Genomic DNA, 17860 nt, shown 5'->3' on the forward strand with positions numbered 1-17860 from the left:
TCTGGGTCTGCACAACTAAAGCCATATTGATAGACCTATAGTACACCGGATAGTTCAATCGAACTATATAGACCCTGCATCATTCATTCCTACAAAAATACGCTCGGGCAGGCGTTGAAAAATCCGATAATCGACCAAGTCCGCAATCCATCATTTCGAGAGCTGATGATTTTAGATCTACAGTCGCTCTTCCCAAGATAATGTCCGTTCTGCAGAATTCTCACCTAGCGATCGCACGACCTGTAGCTCTACCCTGGCGTAGGTTCCACGCTGAAAGTAGCGATCATTGATCGCCATTTCACCTAGAGCAATCACAAAGCGATTGTTGTCACGGGTGATGACCTCAGCCGGTACGATACCGTCAAAATGTTTGCGATAGCGGGCACGACGATTATCGCGGGGATCATCCTCAGAGGTACTGTAAACCAGCTTGAATTGGGTATCGACGAACTCAGTTTCCTGGCCCAAGTCAATCACTGTGATGGCGAAGTCTGAGCCACGCCCGGTTTGTCTTCCCCAAGAGAGGTTAGTGACTTCATCGGCCCGAACAACGTGGGTGACGACATAGGTCGTCAGCTCTCCCGTTTGTTCCGTCCGTCCCTCTATCCAGAGGGAATCGGGAAAGATCATCTGAAGTTCACCGGAGTCCTCCAGCGTCACTGTAGGCGCGAAAGATAAAAACGGCGATTGCGATCGCTCTGCCTCCCAAACCACTTGAGCTTGGGCCTCCAGGCGACCCATAAATTCATAGTATTCGTTAGCGACGATAGATCCGCTGGCCAACACAGCACCCGCACCAAACCGAGATTGCCACCTATTCTTGGACAGCCGTACAGGGGCTTGCAAAAAGGCGTTTAATGGCTGCGTCTGAGTCGGAGCATCTGACAATAAAGGCGTTGATTGATTGATCAGCCGGAGCTGACCAGGCTGACCAGAGGTACCGTCATAGCCGTCATAGCCTGTATTGCCGGAGCGTCCATCACGGCAAACATACCGTTCATTGCGGCAATTACCATCCTGACAGACCTGTACTTCCCAGCCGTGGTCCTCACAATTACACTCGTCGCCGCCATAACCACCGCGTCCACCGCGTCCACCACGCCCACCGCTAGCGTCCACCGCAATCAGTCTCAAATGAGCCGGATCAGTGTAATAGATAGTCACGTTGCCGCCACGTCCACCATTCCCACCGCTACCACCACTACCGCCATCGCCGCCATCAGCCGCCTGTAAGTTATAGCGAACGTTGCGCGGCTGTGCACGGCAAAAAGGTCGCTCTCCCGGATCTCCTGATTCTCCATCCCCACCATCGCCGCCAATCGCGTTCACTTGCTGAGGCCGACCATCCGCCCAAACGGTTTGATCCCGTCCCGCCGCCCCAACTTGACCACTACGACCGCTCCGCCCATTGCTACCATCACTACCAAAGCTGCGAATCTCATCGGCCCATGCAACGAGGGTAGGCCAGTAGTGATGAGAAACAAGTGAGGTCGTGGAAAGGGCGATCGCACTCAGACCCAATCCAACGAAAATGCGGAATTTCATAGCAACAACGATCCCATAGAACGGTTAAGGCTCACAAACCAAAAAAATAGGCTTCCTGGGTAAGGGATTGACTTTGCCCTCTACCGTTACGTTTTAGTCTCTTAGCCTTTAATTCTAGAGGAGCCTTGAATTCGAGAAGTTCCCTAGAATCAGAAGATTAAGGGAACCGAGCAGGTTTATCACCTCTTTCCCGCTGCTCAGTCCGTAATTGATGAGATAGCTACAAAAGCCTGCCTATTTTCAGCCAGCCATCCACCCAGCTTTGTTGCTCCGAGACGAATGTTTGACGATCCTGGCAGATCCACAGACGGGCCTGGATGCAGGTTGCCTCAAAGCTTAGGGGATCTCCAGGAAAGAATTTACCGCTAGCAGGGTGCTTTAGCGCAGCGCAATGCACTACGTCGGGTATTTCCATTGTCAGAATCTCCTTAGACCCTATTCGAACACACCAATCTGCCCTTGATACCCGGTAAAGATACGACTGCCATCTTTTAGCACATGAACTTCAAGCTGATCGCTCGCCCAAGTTATGCGCTCCTTAAGGGCCGGATTGAACACCCGCACCCGCTGATTTTTTGAGGAGACAGGAGAGGAGGGATCATTGATAGCTAAGGATTCTACATAGGGGCCATCCACCAAGATATCTAACTGAGCCAATAACGCCTGAGATTCAGGCGGGGCAGATTTGGACTGCAGTTGTTCAAGAGTAAAGCCGGAAAAAGACATTACATTTAGCCCTTGCTCCTTTACTCGGCGGGCGACTTCGGCCAGCGCTGATGCTTGCCAGAATGGTTCACCCCCTGAAAATGTGACACCTTCATTGCGCGGTTCACTTAAGATGCGTTCCACTAAGTCATCAATCGTAATCAGTTGATTCGGTTCAAACGACCATGAGGCCGGATTAAAGCAGCCGGGACAAGCCCGCAAACAGCCCTGGACCCACACCACAGCTCTACAGCCGGGACCATTGACCTCTGAGCGATCAACATACCCCATCGTATTGAGAAAGCCTGGGGGGATATCTTGTAACGTCTCAGAAAGCTCAGTCGTAGTCTTTGAAAATGTCATGATTCAGATTCTCCCTTGACCACTAACAGAACATATCTTCAGAGAATTCGATTAGTTGAGAGGTTGACTTGATAGCAGGCTAACCCCAAATGAGGATGAAGTTTGCAGAATTTCAGGATTATTTTTAGCCGTTCCTACTGCAAGCTTGATCAAAAAGAGTATGGGCGTTTTGCAAAAATCAAGTATCTTGCAGGATAAGTTGATCTGATAGTGAATCAATCAAATCGACATTAATACCCAGTTTTTCAATATCTGTCAGAAACTGTACTGGCTCAACTAAATCAGCCTGAAACCATAATCCTGGACGCCGGATATCTCCATTGAGATATTGCAATAGACAGGCGACAACTGGAACAGCTGTCAAGGCGTATACATCATCATGCCTAAGTTGCATCTGTAAACAACGATTTTTCTTATCTTTCAATCCCCTGGCTTCCAATTGCAAAATAGCCCCAAAAGGAGGAAGACTAAACTTTTTCAAGCTCCAGCTGAAGACTTTTCCCATGGGGAGTTTAGCTTTTTGACCGAACACTCTCAGCATGACAAAAGCAATCGGCATAACCACATAGTCAGTCATCCAATTGAATCCTGAAATATAAAAACCCGTCTCATTAAGAGATGGGATCATAGCGGGTAATAAACGAAGTTCTTCTAAGAAAATTGGGCGACAGTAACGCTCACCGAAGCGATCGCCAAAGTCAACCTTTAAAGACGTATTCAGGCTCATTGTCACCCATTCCTTATTCTTGAATATCAACGGGTTGAAATGATTTAACTCATCCATAAATTCAGCCAGGGTGGAATCGGAGAACTGTAAAGCTTGCCAATTGAGTTGAAAAGTAGAACTCACATGAGCGACTTCTAGCACATCAAACTTGGGAGCTACATAGCGCACCATTGCTGCTGGAACCCCTGGATGAAAGCCCCCATCGGTGATAAAACAGCGTTCCTTGCCTTCAATTTCTTCCCGTAAAGCATCCAGCACCGCTAATTTTTGAGGAGAAGACAGTTGGAGATCCAGATAGTCACACCCTACTGCGAGAGCTGACTCGGCAACATTACCAACATAATCAGCAGTACTTGACGCCACTACAACGATATCAATGTCTGCAAAAGCAGCTTCTAAGGAAATTTTGTTCGCCGCATCTGCCTGTTTGCTGGAGACGCGATCCGTCTCAAATTCGGAGTTCAACTCAGCAACTGTTTGCTGTGCTCGACTTAAATTTCTGCCTGCGATTACGATTTGAGCATTGCTTTCCTGGAGGAGAAATCTGGCAACTAAAAGACCTGCATTGCCATATCCTCCCAGGATTAGAATTCTTGGTGGCATCTTTTGGCTCATAGTTTTTGAGGAGTTAAAAGGTCAAACATCACACCTGTTGGGTTTGCAAGAACCGCCAATTGCTCCACGCTGGGTCAGTCAGTTTCTTTCTATGCCCGATCGCACCGTTTTTTCAACCGGCTAACGGTCGAGTCAACGGTATCGCGGTTGCACTAGAGCCAAGCACACCCTAGCTCCTGCCTTGGACAAGATGTACTAGGAGTGGATTTAAAGTCGTGGATCTTGTTGAAAACTACTATCTGGCGATATGACGAGCAAACAGAAGTCACGAGATTCTTCTCGGTTACACTGCATCCCTTCACACAAAAGATAGGGTGAGGCACATTTGAAGGCTTATGGACTACTCCAGCAAAACTTTGTGCGTTTCTTGTGAGGAAGCGATCGCCCTAGTACCGCTACGCAGAATTCAAAATTCAGAACTAAGGCGGATAAGCTTTCCCAATGTTTTGAATGGTGAGCATAATTTCTGCCGTAGTGTACTAGCCATAGATGCCCCCTGCCTAGCGGTCTCTGCATCTCAACGCTGCAATGGCTGTAGTCAGTCTCACGAGAAATCGTTCAGACAGCGCCCACATATTTTAGAGTTAGTCGTCGCCAGTTCTGTGAGGGCCAGATGGCGAGCCATCCGGCTATGGGCTTGTGCACCCAGACGTCACTGGGTTCACACGTCTAGATAACGGGCCTTACAGGATTCGAACCTGTGACCGACCGCTTAGAAGGCGGTCAATATAAATCTTGAAAGTCCTTCTGGATAGGTTTTTCAGCTTACGATATTTATTTGATCACCATCCATTCACCATTTTTGACTGTGACAGTTTCTTCCACATTTTTTTCACAAAGTGGGGTAAACATCTTGCTGAGCAAAGCGACCAACGACGCATCGTTAAAGGGGAGCTTCTATCTTTTCAAACTTTCAATTTTTCAATAAAGCTTTCAAATCACTTGTCGAGCAAGAGGATCAGTGTATTGAAAGGTTTTCAATATTCTTTCTATATTTCAACACTGTAGATCCTACAAACTGATATCTCGTCTTGAGATGAAATACTCTCGCAATAAGATGAGAAAGCTACTGCCTTTAGTGCCTGACTGCAGCTTGACTAACCTCAATAGGCTTACAAACTCTTTCCTACTGCTCAAGCCGTTATTGGCGAGATAGCCTCCCAATGTCTAACCTGCAGAATACCTTCTGCCATTCCTTGAGCCGCTGTGTCGGCCAATATCTGCCAATCTTCCTGCGTGAACATCTGAGACATCATCGTGATCGCTTGGCTGCGAATCACTTTCTGACTGGCTTCCAATACCTGCTCATCTTCAGCGAGCAATGAATCTACCCAGGTTTGCTGCTCTGGGGTGAGTGCTTGAAGATGCTGACGGATTAGCTGACGGGCTTGGGTGTAGGTTGCCTCAAAGCTCAAGCCCAGTTGCCAAGACGACATCCAGTGCTGAAGTTCTGTGAAGAGAATGGACTGTAGCCGCATTTGCTGTATCTGTTCATGCGAAACGGTCCTGGAACGAGCCACATATTCTCGCATCATGAGACCCGCCTCAACATATCCGCCAGAGGCTTCCTCGGCTGCTGCCGATTCTCTCAGCCAAGTTTCGTCGAAGCAGAGATCCATTAGGTCGCCTGTCTTAGCAAGCTGCTCGGCAAGTTTACGATCCTCTGGAGGATGGTTCTCTGACATTGCGTTGTTCATGATTGGATGGCACCGTACTCGAAGTATACTAAGTCCTCTTTCTCTGGATCGGCACCGTAGTCTGGGACTTGTAGGTGACGATAAAATCCTTCTGCTTCCGGCAGAGAATGGAAGCCTACCCGTCCACCATAACCAAGCTCTACGCTGCGGCGACGCGCAAACAGTAACAATGTTCGCCCGACCCCTCTTAAAAATGGTGGCCGCTCTATGGCTGAGCGATTCCAGGGAGCTGAGGCCAAAGCTTCCACGTAAACTAATGGATAGCGCTGTGGGAAGTGAGACCGACGCCACTGAGTCTCCAGAAACAGTAACCCCTGAGTGAAGGATTCTACTTCTAGGGCATAGGCTTCATAACGGCTCTCTTGTTGAGCTTGGCGGAGCTTGTAATCCCACATCCACCTAGCATCTGGTTGCTCTAACTCAATCAAGATGCCTTGCCAGACTGATTGAAAGTCGGACCAGTGGCGCCGCTGCATGGTGCGAATTAACCCATTAACGATTTGCCCTGTGCTGCTGAGAAGCTGAACTGGTCGTTCTATCATCGGCTGCTTTCAATCTGAATCATTAACTTTGGCAACTTCTGAATCATTAACTTTGGCAACTACAAATTTAGGGTAATGGGTGCATCGCTGATCTTTTCCTATTGTTCGAGCGCACTGTGACAGTAGGCGAATTTCATGGGACTGTTTTTGGTCTAAAAAATTTTAGATGGGTGTGTGACAGTTGCTCGAAACCCTTGAAATCTCATTGAGAGTTGATGAGAGGGTGGAAACTCGTGCGATCGCCCTTCCTGCATGAGATTGCAACCACTACCACTAAGGTGAATAGTTGCCGTTGTGCTGCAGCTGCTCTCGATAGGTTAAGCCAATAATTCACGAGCAACCTAATCGTTGCCTAAGGAATTTGACTTCTGATTGGGACAGGCGTCGGTTGTAGCGATTAAGAGTGGTTAGCCATTCACACAAAATTGCGGCATCGAGTAATTGACGTTCGTAGACGGATTGAATAATCCAGAGGGTGCCATGAACCGGGACTTGCTGCTCCTGACAGCATCTTCTGAGAGGCTTTTCGTTGGTTAGCAATAGCCGTTGATAGGTCTTGGCGTAGCACAGGCAGAGGGCATCTTGGAAACTGAGTGGTCCCGTTTGATAAGTGCGAGCTAGGAGCGCCCACTCCTGAGTGACAGTAACTTTTTGAATACCAGCAGTAGCGATCGCCTCCGGCAAATCCGGCTGACGAGGATGGCAGCATTCATCAAAGACGACATCCAGAACCTCGATTGTGCCTAATTGCGTTAAGACGGATAAGCCATCAACATAGCCCAGGTCGATGAGGACGTTGGCATCTGACAGCAGAATCAAACTTCCATTTCCTCCAGCCAATCGTTCAACGTATCGCGCAGTTCGATCAAGGGTTGGCCTAAAATCTCTGCGGCTCTAGAAATCGTGATTTCCTCTTGGAGCAAGGCCAGAAAGACCATGCGCTCCAGGCGGGTTAAACGTTCGGGTTCTGGTAAAGTGACGGGCTCATTGGCTGCACCATGTTTCTTATTGAGCTGGCCGATTTGTTGCCCCTGCTGCTTCTGGGTGATGATGCCCGCTTGGGCCGCTCGGTACAAGACAGTTCTCATGCTGACGCCATACCGTCGTTTCATATCGGCCAGTAGAGGTTCTGGCAGCCAGCGCTGGCGATAACCGTGAAGCTCGCGGCGAATGACATCTTCGGGTAGGAGGACAGCGCCCGCAAAGTGGTTAGCCACCTTTTCTCGTGGGTCAGAGCGTCCGCCTGCTTTTTCATGCGGAGTTCGATACTCCTGACGATGAAAAATCAGGTGGGCAAGCTCGTGGAGAGCAGTGAAGAATTTCCGCTCCGTGGGGTGAACCGCATTGATGAAAATGACGGCTCCTGAGGTTTCGGTGTAGGCCGAAAAACCAGAAATCTCATTGGGCAGCGGATGCAAAATGACCTTCAGCCCTTTCGACTCCAATAGAGCCAGGGTATCTCCCAAGGAGCAAGTTTCGCCCATACCTAGCCAGTCGCGGATTTCCCGCGCGACTTCCTCAACGAGATGGGCATCGTACCCAGTCAACGGGCGCATCTCTGGCAGGGTAGGAATTTCGTGGATCAGTTGCTCAATGAAGGTATAGTCTTCGGCTTTTCGAGAAAGGGCAGCCCGCAGGTGAGGATTGAGCGCGGAGGGCTGATCGGCCCGAAACATCAGCCCTGCCATTGCAGGCAGGGCTGATGTTTCGGTTTCTGGCAGCAGCAGATCGACGGCAATGTCCAGAAATTGAGCAATTTGGGTAAGTTGCGCGACAGAGGGTTCGCGATCGCCCTTTTCCCACGCGGCGATCGTTTGGCGAGTAACGCCCAGATGCTTTCCCAGTTCGGCTTGAGAGATTCCGGCCTGCTCTCGATAAATTCGGATCAAGTTAACATTTGTCATGACCCATTTTTGATTTTGCGATCTAGTATTGTTCTATAAATCTAACATTGAGGAGGGATATGTCTGATGTCTAAATCACAGAAAGGCAAAAATCAACACGTTGTGCCTCATCCTGATGGCTGGGCGGTGAAGTCTGAGGGCGCAGGTCGGGCGACGCGGGTAACGGAAACCCAGCGAGAAGCGATGGAGATTGCCCGCGAGATTGCCAAAAACCAGGGTTCAGAGCGGATTGTGCATGGTGAGAATGGTCGTATTCGTCAGAAGAACAGCTACGGCAATGATCCTCATCCTCCCAATGGATGATGGCTTCAATTCACAAAAAGCATGAGTTCCCTGTTATGTAGATGGTGATTGATTATGAATAGACAACCCGTGAGTTCCAGTAATGTCCGCAGTGTAGGTTATGACTCTGCGAGCTCTACATTAGAAGTCGCGTTTCACAATGGAGGAGTTTATCAATATTTTGGTGTTCCCTCTACGGTGTACGCCGGTCTAATGGCAGCAGCATCTAAAGGGCGTTATCTGCACCACTATGTCAAAGGTAGATATCGCTATTCCAAAGTCTTCTAGATTGAAGTTTTCCGAATCATGACTGATGACCTAAAATCAGCTTGGCGGCAGCATTGTTTCCAACTTTAATAAGTGTAATTGCCCTGCTCACAATCAATCGTGACAAGCTACGGCGTCCAAAACTCAAGATTGAAGTTTTGGACGAACCGACAGCAACGTATCGGGACAGTGGAGCACTTGATTTGCAAATCAATCTAAGGCTTCAGGCGATACAGTGCATGGTTTCTGTAAGAAGCATAAGCTTGCTTAAAAAGCGATACTTTAACGATCAACTTATGGATTTTTTTGAGAAGGCAGTCAATATCAGGGGGGATTTGACAAAATATAGCGAGGCTGATTTTGCTCAGTTTATGGCTTGTATTATTGCTGAATCTGATTGCTCAAAGATCACGGAATATGAGAGTCGGTTTAAAGAATTTTTTCAGATTCGAGATTTTTTGATGAAGGAAGGTCAGCCACATTCATTAACATTACTCGGCAGGATATCTGAATATGATGTTGACAAAACCTAGCATCTAGAATTTGACTACGACGTGAATGGTTCTAGGAAGAAAAAACTAGAAAAGTTGGATTTCCGATAGGTTGCAAGAAGTAACTGTGGATAGGAGTATGTATTACCAGCGTTGAGAAATTCTTGCTAGTTAGTGGGGGCAAGTAAGCTAAGTCAGCAAATGCGATCCATTGAAGATTTGCTAGATTCCTGTGAATTCTGTACGACTGTTTAAACTCCACATAATTGTTTAACCATACTACTCTTGGCTATTTTTCCCGTTCGTAAATATGTCCTCTCTTATTTCAATCTCGCCTTGGCATGGCGTTCTATCTTCCAGGTAGAGCGTCCACTTGAGTAAGAGGTCATCTTCGAGTAAGCGTTGGGCTTTCTCTAAACCGAAAGAACATCGACAAATGAAGAAGGTGTCATCGGGAAATATGTTAACTTTCATTTTAGGTCTTTCTATATCTGTTTTTCCTGACAGCATTCCGAGTGCTGGCCGAATCTCTTGCTCTTGCCATCCTTCCTTGAAAGAATATTCATTGTTTCTTAGCATCTTTCCAAAAGCGCATTCATCAAACAATTCTGAATATACGAATTTAATTCTACATTTGAATGCTTGGATATTCGTCTCGCCTATGTTTTTTAAAAAAACCTGAAGCGAATATTGACTTTCCAATATTGGTTTATAACCTTCTCCAAGAATCTCGCCATCCTCTAAAAATCTTCTTTCTTGTCCAAGATAAATCGGTTTATTCTCACGATTAGCCTTCTTGATAATCAAAGTGGCGTTTGGAACTTTGCCTCGAAACATGCGCATCCTGATTTCGTGGTCTGGAAGGGCTTTCGATTCGTATTCGGAGCGTCCGTAGTAGATGTGGTCTTTCGCTTGGTAAGCTGTCGTGCCTGTTGGGATATAGATCACGTAGACGCAACTGGAGCGTTCGACATCAAGGTAGACTAACTTAACTCGGATACCAGGAAGTGGAGGGCTAATATTGGAGCTAATGATTTGCTGAAGCTTTTCTGGGTTCCAAAAACTGATGTCAACGCTACTAATTCGCAACGCAACTCTGGGTTTGCTATCTTTGTCTTCTTCAATTCCAATAATGAGTGTTCCGCCTTCTGTGTTGGCAAATGCAGATACCTCTTTGCTGAGTTCTGTAACAACCTTGTTAATACTGTTACCTTTCTGATTGAGGTCCAACAGTCTGGCGTCCTTGAACTCTAGTCGTAAGGATTCAGGCTGACCTATAAGGTTATCTAGGTCTGTAATATCCCACTGCCACGGGTGTTTCATAACGGTGTCTTCTTCTCCTGCCTTGAGGGTGCGAAAATATTATTTTCGACAAATAGTTTTCCAGTTCAAATCAATTTCTTCGGGGACAAGACTCTTGGTGCGGCGCTGCTGAGCGGAGCGCGTTCATCGTAGCAAAACTTTCTGGAAAACACTTCGGTGAGAGAACACCGTCGTCCGGCAGCGTTAACAGGGCACTTTAGGGGCAGTTTTCCCGATGACCATGTCGCTACAACTCGCCACCTTACCAAACTCAAGTATCCAGCACCTGGATCGCTTGCCCGATTGTCCCGCAATTTACTTTGCGATCGACGAACGAGGCCGCGTTCTCTACATCGGACAAGCCAAGAATCTAGCAAACCGTTGGCGTGGCAAAGGTCATCACCGCATCGAACAACTCAGGCGCATTCATCGACGGCATCCAGTCACGCTAGCTTGGCTCGATTGTACTGACTGTTGCGATGCTCCCCCGAAGCGGCTCCACCAACGCTTGAAGGAATTGGAAGACCAGTACATTGAGGAGTTTCAGCCCCTGCTGAACGGGACCGAAGTCCCGGCAGCTAAGGTCATTCCTGCTGAAACCGTCTTGCAGCAAAGCCTAGAGAAGATTGCCAAATATGTTGTGGCTTTCGGCTTGGTCGAGACGCCTGAAACAGAGCCGCCAACTGTGATTCTCAAATATTCAGGTTATGGTCGCCAAAAAGTTTATCTCCGCCGCATCATTCAAGGGATCAACCGCCAACCATCTACTTTCCGGTGGACGGAATTCGTCCGCAGTAAGTTCAGTCCCTGGTGGCGAGCAAAATGTAACGGTGTAGACTTACAGCTTGGCCCCTGGTTTGAGACAAAATATGATCCTGCACCAGTAACAGAGGCAGTTTCCCACAATAAAAACCTGCATCCTTTGGCTGGAACAATGATCCCAACCTTGTCCCCCAAGGTTCTGGAGCATCTACTTCAAAGTGATCCTAACTTGGCAAAGAACTATCCCGGTTTGAAACCTTATTGCGCTGACCCCATTTCGCTGATTTGGCAAGACTTTGCAACTAAGCGATGAGTTTCTGAGAGGCCGCTTATTCAAGTAAAAGCAGCTAAGCTGCTTCCGTTAAAAGCGACACAGGCCAATGGCATTAGCTCAAAGGAATTATCTCATCCAGCCATCGGCAAACGGCAATGCTGTATTGGAGTCGCTTTTCCTGAACTCGTTCTCCGGTTGAGTTACGCAGTGCGTGAGGATTCACCCTAACCCTTGACTGCTCAAGGCTGCGTGCCGATCGCCCGTTCAATGCGCTCCAATCGGATAAGCGTCGAGTTATGCAATCGCCTCAAATGCTGGACCTGAAAAAGACTGAAGCCACTCAGCCCAACAAGAAAAGCCATAGCGATCGCAATCACCCAAGTGTTAGCGCTCCAATTCTGAGGATCGGTTCTCGTTTCGATCCGCTGGGATAACTGGACGAGTTGCTGGAGAGTGCTGCTGACGTCCTGCTGCTCTCGACTGTTCTGGTTCTGTTGGCGTTCTGCCTTCAACTGCCAATCGTTGTGCGTGGTTGCAACCGACTGTAATTGAGTGCTCAATTTGCTGATTTGCTGCTGCGAGGTCACGAACTGCTGTGGCAATTGCTCGTAAGTACGGCTCAAATTCGCTACTGCTTTCCCTAACCGTTCCGTCTCCTGAGTTTTCTGCGTTAGGAGCTTGAGGAGTTCGAGAATCGTTTCGTTGTGATAGCTGAGTGTCTGATTGCATTGGTTCACCGCCTGAGTGGTTTCCGTTACTGCTCGAATCACAGGCAAGTGAGCCTGCACCAGGACATCATCTGGGTCGAGGCCCATTTCCGCTGCGAGTCGTTGTTGTGCCGCCGAGATGTCAGGCTGAGAGACCTGGAGCGGCTGGAACCCATTCGTCATGATGGCAACACTCCCGTGCGCTCAAATTCGCCATATGCCTGAGCTAGAAACCTACGCACCCCGGCCTGCTCGGTGATGCCATAGGACTTGCCCTGATAGGTTCGCGCCTGGTCATAGGTGAGTCGCTGGTTGAGTATCGTGCTGGCTAGGCGTAGGGGCAGACGCGGTAAATCAATTACCTGATTGCGGGTTTCCTGAATGAGCGTGAGCACTTCCTCTGCATCGTTTTAGAACGATCAGCCATACCAGGCTCCTTAACCCTATTTTTAAGGGTTTGGGCCAAGCCGATGTCGTGGGTGTAGAACGGTCCTGCAGGATGCTGACGGATAAAAAGGTCCCAATGCAGCCTCCCACGAAGGGCACTGCGGTAAAAGAGACCATGCTACCCAAGGCAAACAGGGCACCCTAATGCTCTGGTAATGGTTCTGAATAAGAGCTGAAATCATTGATTTTTTCAAGACGGGCCTTACAGGATTCGAACCTGTGACCGACCGCTTAGAAGGCGGTTGCTCTATCCATCTGAGCTAAAGGCCCCAGTTATCAGCCAAGCATCAATACTGCAAAGTCATATGTCACAGTCATGACAAATCATTGATCTTGGCTAATTCTATTATCTATACTCCCAAAAAAACGGCAAGATATAGCGTTTTTTGGGCTTCCTTAGCATAGACTACAAAGTTTCCCGTATTCGTGCGGGCGATCGCTCGGGATGCTCTAATGTAAGGTATCAATAATGAAACTGTCACCAGGCTTGTCCTAATTGATGGTTAAAATGGGTTCTTCTGTCATGCAGAAGCGTCCTAACTGCTAGCCATTGTGCCCGCTTATTGCTGACTTGATCCTACCAACGCGACTCGCTGCATCATGTTCATTCTTAAGCGACAGGATGTTGATATCAAAAATATTCAGCACCCAAGTACAGATCAGCCAATCCCAATTCTGCATTACCAGGAGCAAACCTTTCGACTGCTGAGCGTTTTTACAGCTGCTCAGGAAGAGGATGCTATGGCGCTGTGGCGAGATTTAACAGACAACCGAGGCAAAGCCTGTGTTTTGCTTGAGGAAGCTGAGCGTTATAGCGTTTGGGGCAAAATACGGCTGGACTCGCTGAGCACAGGACAGAGTAATGCCAAAACTAGCGGAACCGCAGAGCAGCTTCTCATTCAAGGATGTCTGCTGCTATTACAAGCTCTGTTTATCGACGTCGAAGATTTGCTAGGTAATAAGCAAGCCGCATTATTTGAGCAAGACATCACGAGCGTACTGACTCAGTGGCAGTTTCCTCAAGTGACGTCAGCAAAAACGGTCAAAACTTTGCTGACCATGGACCCCTTGGCAACCCAAGTCCCTGCGTGGAAAGAACAACATCTATTGAAACTTTTAGAGGAATTGCATCGATTAGGGAAAGATTGTTTTGGTAATGCCAACTTTACAGAGCGATCGCTAGAAGCTCTGGAAGATTTACCTGCCAACAATCGTCAAAAGTTCATGACCTGGCTGCAGCAAAGCCCGCCGGGTCAGCTTTGGAGTTAACCTTAAAGCTTTAAGAAACATTGACCTGTTCGGCTTTTGAGACAAAATATGGCAACCTTGCATAACAAAACGACAGCCCTGAATTCACAGGCTGTGCAGTAGGTTATCAACTATTCCCTCTGGATTTTGGGTTGCGGCGTTCTGATGAACGACAATCTGGAACACGTCATTAGCTGAAAGATGCTAAGGAGAGCACTCCATTGAGCAAACAGTCATCTACCGCATCACCCTTCCTGTCTACCAACGCTCTTTTGGCGATGGGAATTATTTGGGGTTTTGCCTCCCTTCTCTTTTTTCTATTGTTCAGCGTACCGCCACCAGGACAAGACCATCCGCAGTGGTATCTGGACGGCATTACGGTTTTTGAGACGGGAGCATTTGTCCTTTCCAGCTTGCTTTGTCTGCGAAATTGGCAGAGTGGACAAATTGTCAGTGGGCGGACTGTCTGGTTGTGGATTGGCTTAGGATTGCTCTGTTTTAGCTTCGGTAATTTGCTGTTCTACCTCTGGGGCAATGTTTGGGGTAAAGATCCAGCTGTATCGCTGGGCGACGCCTTCTACCTACTGTCCTACATATTTCTAGCTACTGGCATGTTTCAGGCGGTCTTACCGAGACGACTCAATCTAGATATGCCTCAGTGGATTTTGGTGGCAATTGTCGGTTTGCTGGGAGTTGTTTTAGCTTTTTTCCTAAGTTATCGCGCCGGGGCTGAGGTTGAGGAGGCTGTGCTAGAGCCGGAAGTCCCCATTCAAGAAGTTGAGCCTGCTGACGGGATTGAGCAAACTGATCCAGAAGCGCTTCGGCCATCTGCTACCCCTGAACTGGAACTAGAAGTTCTCTCTGAAGCAGAGGTCGAGGCCAGTACGGCTCCGGCTTGGGTTGTTAGTTTGGATACAGCCCTTGAACCTTTTGAATCTTTTGTAAGTTTGCTCTACGTTTTAGGCGATTGTTTGCTAATTGTCGTTGCGACGACGCTGCTGGTCGCCTTTTGGGGGGGACGGTTTTCACAATCCTGGAAATTGATTGCGATCGCTGCTATCTGTCTCTACATCGCAGACATGTGTTTCGCCTATTACGTCAGCCAGTCAGACTATCAAGAAGGTAGCCTCTGGGAAGTGTTCTGGACCTTCTCGGCGGTCTTCTTTGGACTAGGAGCGATCGTCGAATATGCCATTTCAACTCGGTCTCGCCGTAGCCGCCGCCGCCGCGCATCGTAGCTTATAGAGCTTGCGTCAGACGTTCCCAAGGCGTTGCGGCTAGCCTAAACAGACAGGCTGGATTGATCCTCAGCAAACCCAGCACAACTATCAGCATCAGTTTTCTGAAAGAAGTTCAGGCTTCCATGGCGTCCAAGCTCAGTCGACATAGCCCACCATTAAAGCTTTAGCCATCCAGTGCAGCGTCAAGCTCGAAATGGTGAGTCAATCCAGATCTTGCAGTTGAGTTGAGACTGACTGCTTTGGGGCCCCTAGCCCCCATTTTGGGGGAGCTGAATCTCCGAAAGTCCCCCACGATGGGGGATTTAGGGGGCGAATGCACGCTATTTGCTGAACCAAGAGATCAGAGCAACGTATAGTCTATTTCAACACTTGCAGGGATAACTCACTCACAATTTCAAAATTGGCAGACCACTAATACTTTGTCAAAGCTAAGAATGTGCCTATCGGTTGGATAGACCGAACTGTAGACTTTGCCTTCTCGTAGAGTAAGTAAGTCAACACTGCTAACAGTTTCGTCGGGTTTCCTGGACGCTACCCAACCGACAAAATCCAAGCCTGAGAGACCACTCGGCTGGTGCACCCATAGCGTCTGGTTGCCTAGTGCATAGCCAGATAGCTCGCCCTCTCGTCCTAACGGAACTGGCGGCGGACATAAAAGGTCTGGCTATGCAATTGTCACTTCAGATGACAAATAGACATCCTGAATCATGTGAAACAGCTTGACGCCCTCTTTGAAGTCACGTTGGAAAGCTTTACGGCCTGAAATCAATCCACAGCCACCAGCCCGCTTGTTAATCACAGCAGTTCGGACCGCTTCAGCAAAATCGTTTTTACCAGATGCACCACCAGAGTTAATCAATCCAGCTCGTCCCGCATAGCAATTCAAGACCTGATAGCGAGTTAAGTCGATGGGATGATCGCTGGTTAGTTCGCTATAGACCCGATCATCCGTGCGGCCAAATTTTTGGCCTGTGGCCTCAGCAACGGCCTGATAGCCTCCATTATTCTCGGGTAGCTTCTGTTTGATGATGTCGGCTTCGATAGTTGTGCCAAGATGATTCGCTTGTCCCGTCAAGTCTGCCGAGAGATGATAGTCCTGGTCTTGCTTAAAGGCATTGTTTCGCAAATAACACCAAAGAATAGTCGCCATACCCAGCTCATGTGCTCTGGCAAAGGCAGCACGGACCTCTTGAATTTGGCGAGTGGATTCTGAGGAACCAAAGTAGACAGTAGCTCCAACAGCGACTGCACCTAAATTCCAAGCTTGTTCTACTGAGGCATACATCACCTGATCATTGTCATTGGGAAACGTTAGCAGTTCACTGTGGTTAATCTTGACGATGAACGGAATCTTGTGCGCGTATCGGCGGGAGACGCTACCCAAGACGCCAACCGTTGTCGCGACAGCGTTACATCCGCCCGCGATCGCCAATTCAATAATGTTTTGAGGATCAAAATAGATGGGATTAGGGGCGAAAGAGGCTGCCGCAGAGTGTTCAATGCCCTGGTCCACTGGCAAGATTGATAGGTACCCTGTATTCGCGAGCCGTCCTGTGCCGTACAGCTGCTGCAAGCTACGGAGAACCTGACTATTGCGATCGCTATGAGCAAAGATTCTCTCCACCCAATCGGGACCGGGGAGATGTAGAAGAGATTTCGACACCTTTGCTTCATGGGTCAGTAGGTCGTCCGCTTCCTGGCCTAGTAGGTCTGTAATTTGATCTGAAGATGTAGCTGTTGCAACCATAAGTGTCTCCTTATAAAGGTCTTCAGCTTCCCGCAATATGGCACACGCTAATGCAAACGTCTCATAGGACGGCAAGCCATTCAGCGAGGTTATTGAGCATGAGGCCCGATACCCCACCTCAGTATCAGTGCCAAGCACAACTTGCTGAGAGAATGTGTACACAGCAGCTACACCTTAGGCAGTAGACAATTTGTTTGACGTCCTTCAATACGTAGATTTTTAGGCTGGCATTGGAGAAAATATTGCCGGACATAGGTAGGAATTCATGAGTCTTGCAAACTGTAAGGAAGCATATATTGCATTGGCAACGCAGCGATTACAAGCCAGTGTGGACTTTTATCGAGCTGTGCTGAAAAGTGATCCGGCTGTCTGGGTGTCGCAGTCTTATGCTGAGTTTTGGATTGCAGGACTAAAGCTTGCCCTATTTCAACCTAGGCCATCGAACCGCGAATTTTCTAATTCAACGGGATCCAAAATGAGTTTGTGTATAGAAGTCGAAGATTTAGATGCCGCGATCGCTCACCTGTCATCCCTCGGCCACGCTCCACCCGGTCCAATCATGACGGCCTCACATGGTCGAGAAATCTATGCTTATGACCCTGACGGCAATCGCCTCATTCTCCATCAGGCACAGTCGAATTAGCGGTGCGCTTTTCTTGCTGAAGCTTTAAGACGGCCTGCCGAAAACCCAAGACGACCAGAATGTTAGAGAGTGTTAGAAAAGACTCAGCCGAACCGTGAAGCCAATCAATATTGGCAAGTTCAGCACCGTATGCTGATCGAGCATAAAGACCCGCCGGGATAGTAACAGCCACAAAAATTAGCAGCACGTAAAAGCCAATCAGGGCAAGACGAGGTGTTTGACGCGATCGCGTCAAGAAAAACAAAAACCCTAAATAGGGGAAAAGCGACATCGCGAACAATGTTTGTTTATCGAGCATTAATTAACTCCATACCAATGAACCGTGAGGGCGCTGCCAAAAACCCATCCTCT

General features: G+C 48.3%; 19 protein-coding genes and 1 tRNA gene. 7 read left to right on the forward strand and 13 right to left on the reverse strand.

The annotated features are described in order from the left end of the window. Positions 1-177 precede the first annotated feature (177 nt). The 7 genes from PN498_RS22215 to PN498_RS22245 form a co-directional block, all read right to left on the reverse strand. Positions 178-1545 carry a collagen-like protein gene (locus PN498_RS22215; protein WP_272065603.1) on the reverse strand — a complete coding sequence of 456 codons (1368 nt, stop codon included), beginning with the start codon at positions 1543-1545 and terminating at the stop codon, positions 178-180. Between the two features lie 435 nt (positions 1546-1980). After that, positions 1981-2613: a 4Fe-4S single cluster domain-containing protein gene (locus PN498_RS22220; protein ID WP_272065604.1), complete on the reverse strand. Its 633-nt coding sequence runs from the start codon at positions 2611-2613 to the stop codon at positions 1981-1983. 178 nt (positions 2614-2791) lie between these two features. Then, the gene (locus PN498_RS22225) at positions 2792-3955 is read right to left on the reverse strand and encodes a saccharopine dehydrogenase NADP-binding domain-containing protein (RefSeq protein WP_334312281.1); all 1164 of its coding nucleotides are present in this window, start codon (positions 3953-3955) and stop codon (positions 2792-2794) included. A gap of 1133 nt (positions 3956-5088) precedes the next feature. Then, positions 5089-5652: a hypothetical protein gene (locus PN498_RS22230; protein WP_272065606.1), complete on the reverse strand. Its 564-nt coding sequence runs from the start codon at positions 5650-5652 to the stop codon at positions 5089-5091. Then, a complete protein-coding gene (locus PN498_RS22235) occupies positions 5649-6194 on the reverse strand; it encodes a GNAT family N-acetyltransferase (RefSeq protein ID WP_272065607.1) in 546 nt (181 codons plus the stop codon). Before PN498_RS22235 ends, PN498_RS22230 begins: the two co-directional genes overlap by 4 nt. Before the next feature lie 330 nt (positions 6195-6524). After that, a complete protein-coding gene (locus PN498_RS22240) occupies positions 6525-7013 on the reverse strand; it encodes a hypothetical protein (RefSeq protein WP_272065608.1) in 489 nt (162 codons plus the stop codon). Then, positions 7010-8098 carry an ImmA/IrrE family metallo-endopeptidase gene (locus PN498_RS22245; RefSeq protein ID WP_272065609.1) on the reverse strand — a complete coding sequence of 363 codons (1089 nt, stop codon included), beginning with the start codon at positions 8096-8098 and terminating at the stop codon, positions 7010-7012. The genes PN498_RS22240 and PN498_RS22245 overlap by 4 nt, the downstream gene beginning before the upstream one ends. A gap of 66 nt (positions 8099-8164) precedes the next feature. On the opposite strand from PN498_RS22245, the gene PN498_RS22250 reads away from it, so the two are divergent. Genes PN498_RS22250 through PN498_RS22260 form a run of 3 tightly spaced genes read left to right on the forward strand, consistent with a single transcriptional unit; the run spans position 8165 to position 9180 of the window. Beyond that, positions 8165-8401 carry a DUF2188 domain-containing protein gene (locus PN498_RS22250; protein ID WP_272065610.1) on the forward strand — a complete coding sequence of 79 codons (237 nt, stop codon included), beginning with the start codon at positions 8165-8167 and terminating at the stop codon, positions 8399-8401. A gap of 54 nt (positions 8402-8455) precedes the next feature. Beyond that, positions 8456-8668, forward strand: coding sequence for a KTSC domain-containing protein (locus PN498_RS22255; protein WP_272065611.1), 213 nt, complete (start codon positions 8456-8458; stop codon positions 8666-8668). Positions 8669-8709: 41 nt separating this feature from the next. Beyond that, positions 8710-9180: a hypothetical protein gene (locus PN498_RS22260; RefSeq protein ID WP_272065612.1), complete on the forward strand. Its 471-nt coding sequence runs from the start codon at positions 8710-8712 to the stop codon at positions 9178-9180. A 237-nt stretch (positions 9181-9417) separates the two neighbouring features. Here PN498_RS22260 and PN498_RS22265 read toward each other — a convergent pair whose 3' ends face one another. Continuing rightward, positions 9418-10461, reverse strand: a complete 1044-nt coding sequence (locus PN498_RS22265; RefSeq protein WP_272065613.1) for an AlbA family DNA-binding domain-containing protein — start codon at positions 10459-10461, stop codon at positions 9418-9420. Between the two features lie 220 nt (positions 10462-10681). Between PN498_RS22265 and PN498_RS22270 the strand changes: the two genes are divergently transcribed. Continuing rightward, on the forward strand, positions 10682-11515 hold the full coding sequence (locus PN498_RS22270; protein WP_272065614.1) for a GIY-YIG nuclease family protein: 834 nt from the start codon (positions 10682-10684) through the stop codon (positions 11513-11515). 200 nt (positions 11516-11715) lie between these two features. Here PN498_RS22270 and PN498_RS22275 read toward each other — a convergent pair whose 3' ends face one another. The 3 genes from PN498_RS22275 to PN498_RS22285 form a co-directional block, all read right to left on the reverse strand. Beyond that, positions 11716-12366 (reverse strand): hypothetical protein, encoded by a 651-nt coding sequence (locus PN498_RS22275; protein WP_272065615.1) that lies wholly within the window; start codon positions 12364-12366, stop codon positions 11716-11718. Then, complete coding sequence (locus PN498_RS22280) at positions 12363-12578, reverse strand: hypothetical protein (RefSeq protein WP_272065616.1); 216 nt, start codon at positions 12576-12578, stop codon at positions 12363-12365. The genes PN498_RS22275 and PN498_RS22280 overlap by 4 nt, the downstream gene beginning before the upstream one ends. Positions 12579-12826: 248 nt before the next feature. After that, positions 12827-12900, reverse strand: a tRNA-Arg gene (locus PN498_RS22285). A gap of 330 nt (positions 12901-13230) precedes the next feature. Between PN498_RS22285 and PN498_RS22290 the strand changes: the two genes are divergently transcribed. Together PN498_RS22290 and PN498_RS22295 are read left to right on the forward strand one after the other, a co-directional pair. After that, on the forward strand, positions 13231-13899 hold the full coding sequence (locus PN498_RS22290; RefSeq protein ID WP_272065617.1) for an Npun_F0813 family protein: 669 nt from the start codon (positions 13231-13233) through the stop codon (positions 13897-13899). A gap of 200 nt (positions 13900-14099) precedes the next feature. Further along, the gene (locus PN498_RS22295; protein ID WP_272065618.1) at positions 14100-15116 is read left to right on the forward strand and encodes a hypothetical protein; all 1017 of its coding nucleotides are present in this window, start codon (positions 14100-14102) and stop codon (positions 15114-15116) included. 667 nt (positions 15117-15783) lie between these two features. On the opposite strand, the gene PN498_RS22300 is transcribed toward PN498_RS22295, so the two are convergent. Then, on the reverse strand, positions 15784-16866 hold the full coding sequence (locus tag PN498_RS22300; RefSeq protein WP_272065811.1) for a class I fructose-bisphosphate aldolase: 1083 nt from the start codon (positions 16864-16866) through the stop codon (positions 15784-15786). Positions 16867-17131: 265 nt separating this feature from the next. Here PN498_RS22300 and PN498_RS22305 point away from each other — a divergent pair, with 265 nt between their 5' ends. Then, positions 17132-17509 (forward strand): VOC family protein, encoded by a 378-nt coding sequence (locus PN498_RS22305; RefSeq protein ID WP_272065619.1) that lies wholly within the window; start codon positions 17132-17134, stop codon positions 17507-17509. Here the strand turns inward: PN498_RS22305 and PN498_RS22310 are convergent. Further along, positions 17481-17807, reverse strand: coding sequence for a DUF3593 domain-containing protein (locus tag PN498_RS22310; RefSeq protein WP_272065620.1), 327 nt, complete (start codon positions 17805-17807; stop codon positions 17481-17483). The two genes, PN498_RS22305 and PN498_RS22310, sit on opposite strands and share 29 nt — an antisense overlap. Positions 17808-17860 lie beyond the last annotated feature (53 nt).

This window comes from Oscillatoria sp. CS-180 (assembly GCF_028330965.1).
GTDB lineage: Bacteria > Cyanobacteriota > Cyanobacteriia > Phormidesmidales > Phormidesmidaceae > Halomicronema.

Excerpts from the sequence above, each read along its gene's own strand:
- PN498_RS22215 (WP_272065603.1), bottom strand. The coding sequence starts at position 1,545 with ATGAAATTCCGCATTTTCGTTGGATTGGGTCTGAGTGCGATCGCCCTT.
- PN498_RS22220 (WP_272065604.1), bottom strand. The coding sequence starts at position 2,613 with ATGACATTTTCAAAGACTACGACTGAGCTTTCTGAGACGTTACAAGAT.
- PN498_RS22225 (WP_334312281.1), bottom strand. The coding sequence starts at position 3,955 with ATGAGCCAAAAGATGCCACCAAGAATTCTAATCCTGGGAGGATATGGC.
- PN498_RS22230 (WP_272065606.1), bottom strand. The coding sequence starts at position 5,652 with ATGAACAACGCAATGTCAGAGAACCATCCTCCAGAGGATCGTAAACTT.
- PN498_RS22235 (WP_272065607.1), bottom strand. The coding sequence starts at position 6,194 with ATGATAGAACGACCAGTTCAGCTTCTCAGCAGCACAGGGCAAATCGTT.
- PN498_RS22245 (WP_272065609.1), bottom strand. The coding sequence starts at position 8,098 with ATGACAAATGTTAACTTGATCCGAATTTATCGAGAGCAGGCCGGAATC.
- PN498_RS22250 (WP_272065610.1), top strand. The coding sequence starts at position 8,165 with ATGTCTAAATCACAGAAAGGCAAAAATCAACACGTTGTGCCTCATCCT.
- PN498_RS22255 (WP_272065611.1), top strand. The coding sequence starts at position 8,456 with ATGAATAGACAACCCGTGAGTTCCAGTAATGTCCGCAGTGTAGGTTAT.
- PN498_RS22265 (WP_272065613.1), bottom strand. The coding sequence starts at position 10,461 with ATGAAACACCCGTGGCAGTGGGATATTACAGACCTAGATAACCTTATA.
- PN498_RS22270 (WP_272065614.1), top strand. The coding sequence starts at position 10,682 with ATGTCGCTACAACTCGCCACCTTACCAAACTCAAGTATCCAGCACCTG.
- PN498_RS22275 (WP_272065615.1), bottom strand. The coding sequence starts at position 12,366 with ATGACGAATGGGTTCCAGCCGCTCCAGGTCTCTCAGCCTGACATCTCG.
- PN498_RS22290 (WP_272065617.1), top strand. The coding sequence starts at position 13,231 with ATGTTCATTCTTAAGCGACAGGATGTTGATATCAAAAATATTCAGCAC.
- PN498_RS22300 (WP_272065811.1), bottom strand. The coding sequence starts at position 16,866 with ATGGTTGCAACAGCTACATCTTCAGATCAAATTACAGACCTACTAGGC.
- PN498_RS22305 (WP_272065619.1), top strand. The coding sequence starts at position 17,132 with ATGAGTCTTGCAAACTGTAAGGAAGCATATATTGCATTGGCAACGCAG.
- PN498_RS22310 (WP_272065620.1), bottom strand. The coding sequence starts at position 17,807 with ATGCTCGATAAACAAACATTGTTCGCGATGTCGCTTTTCCCCTATTTA.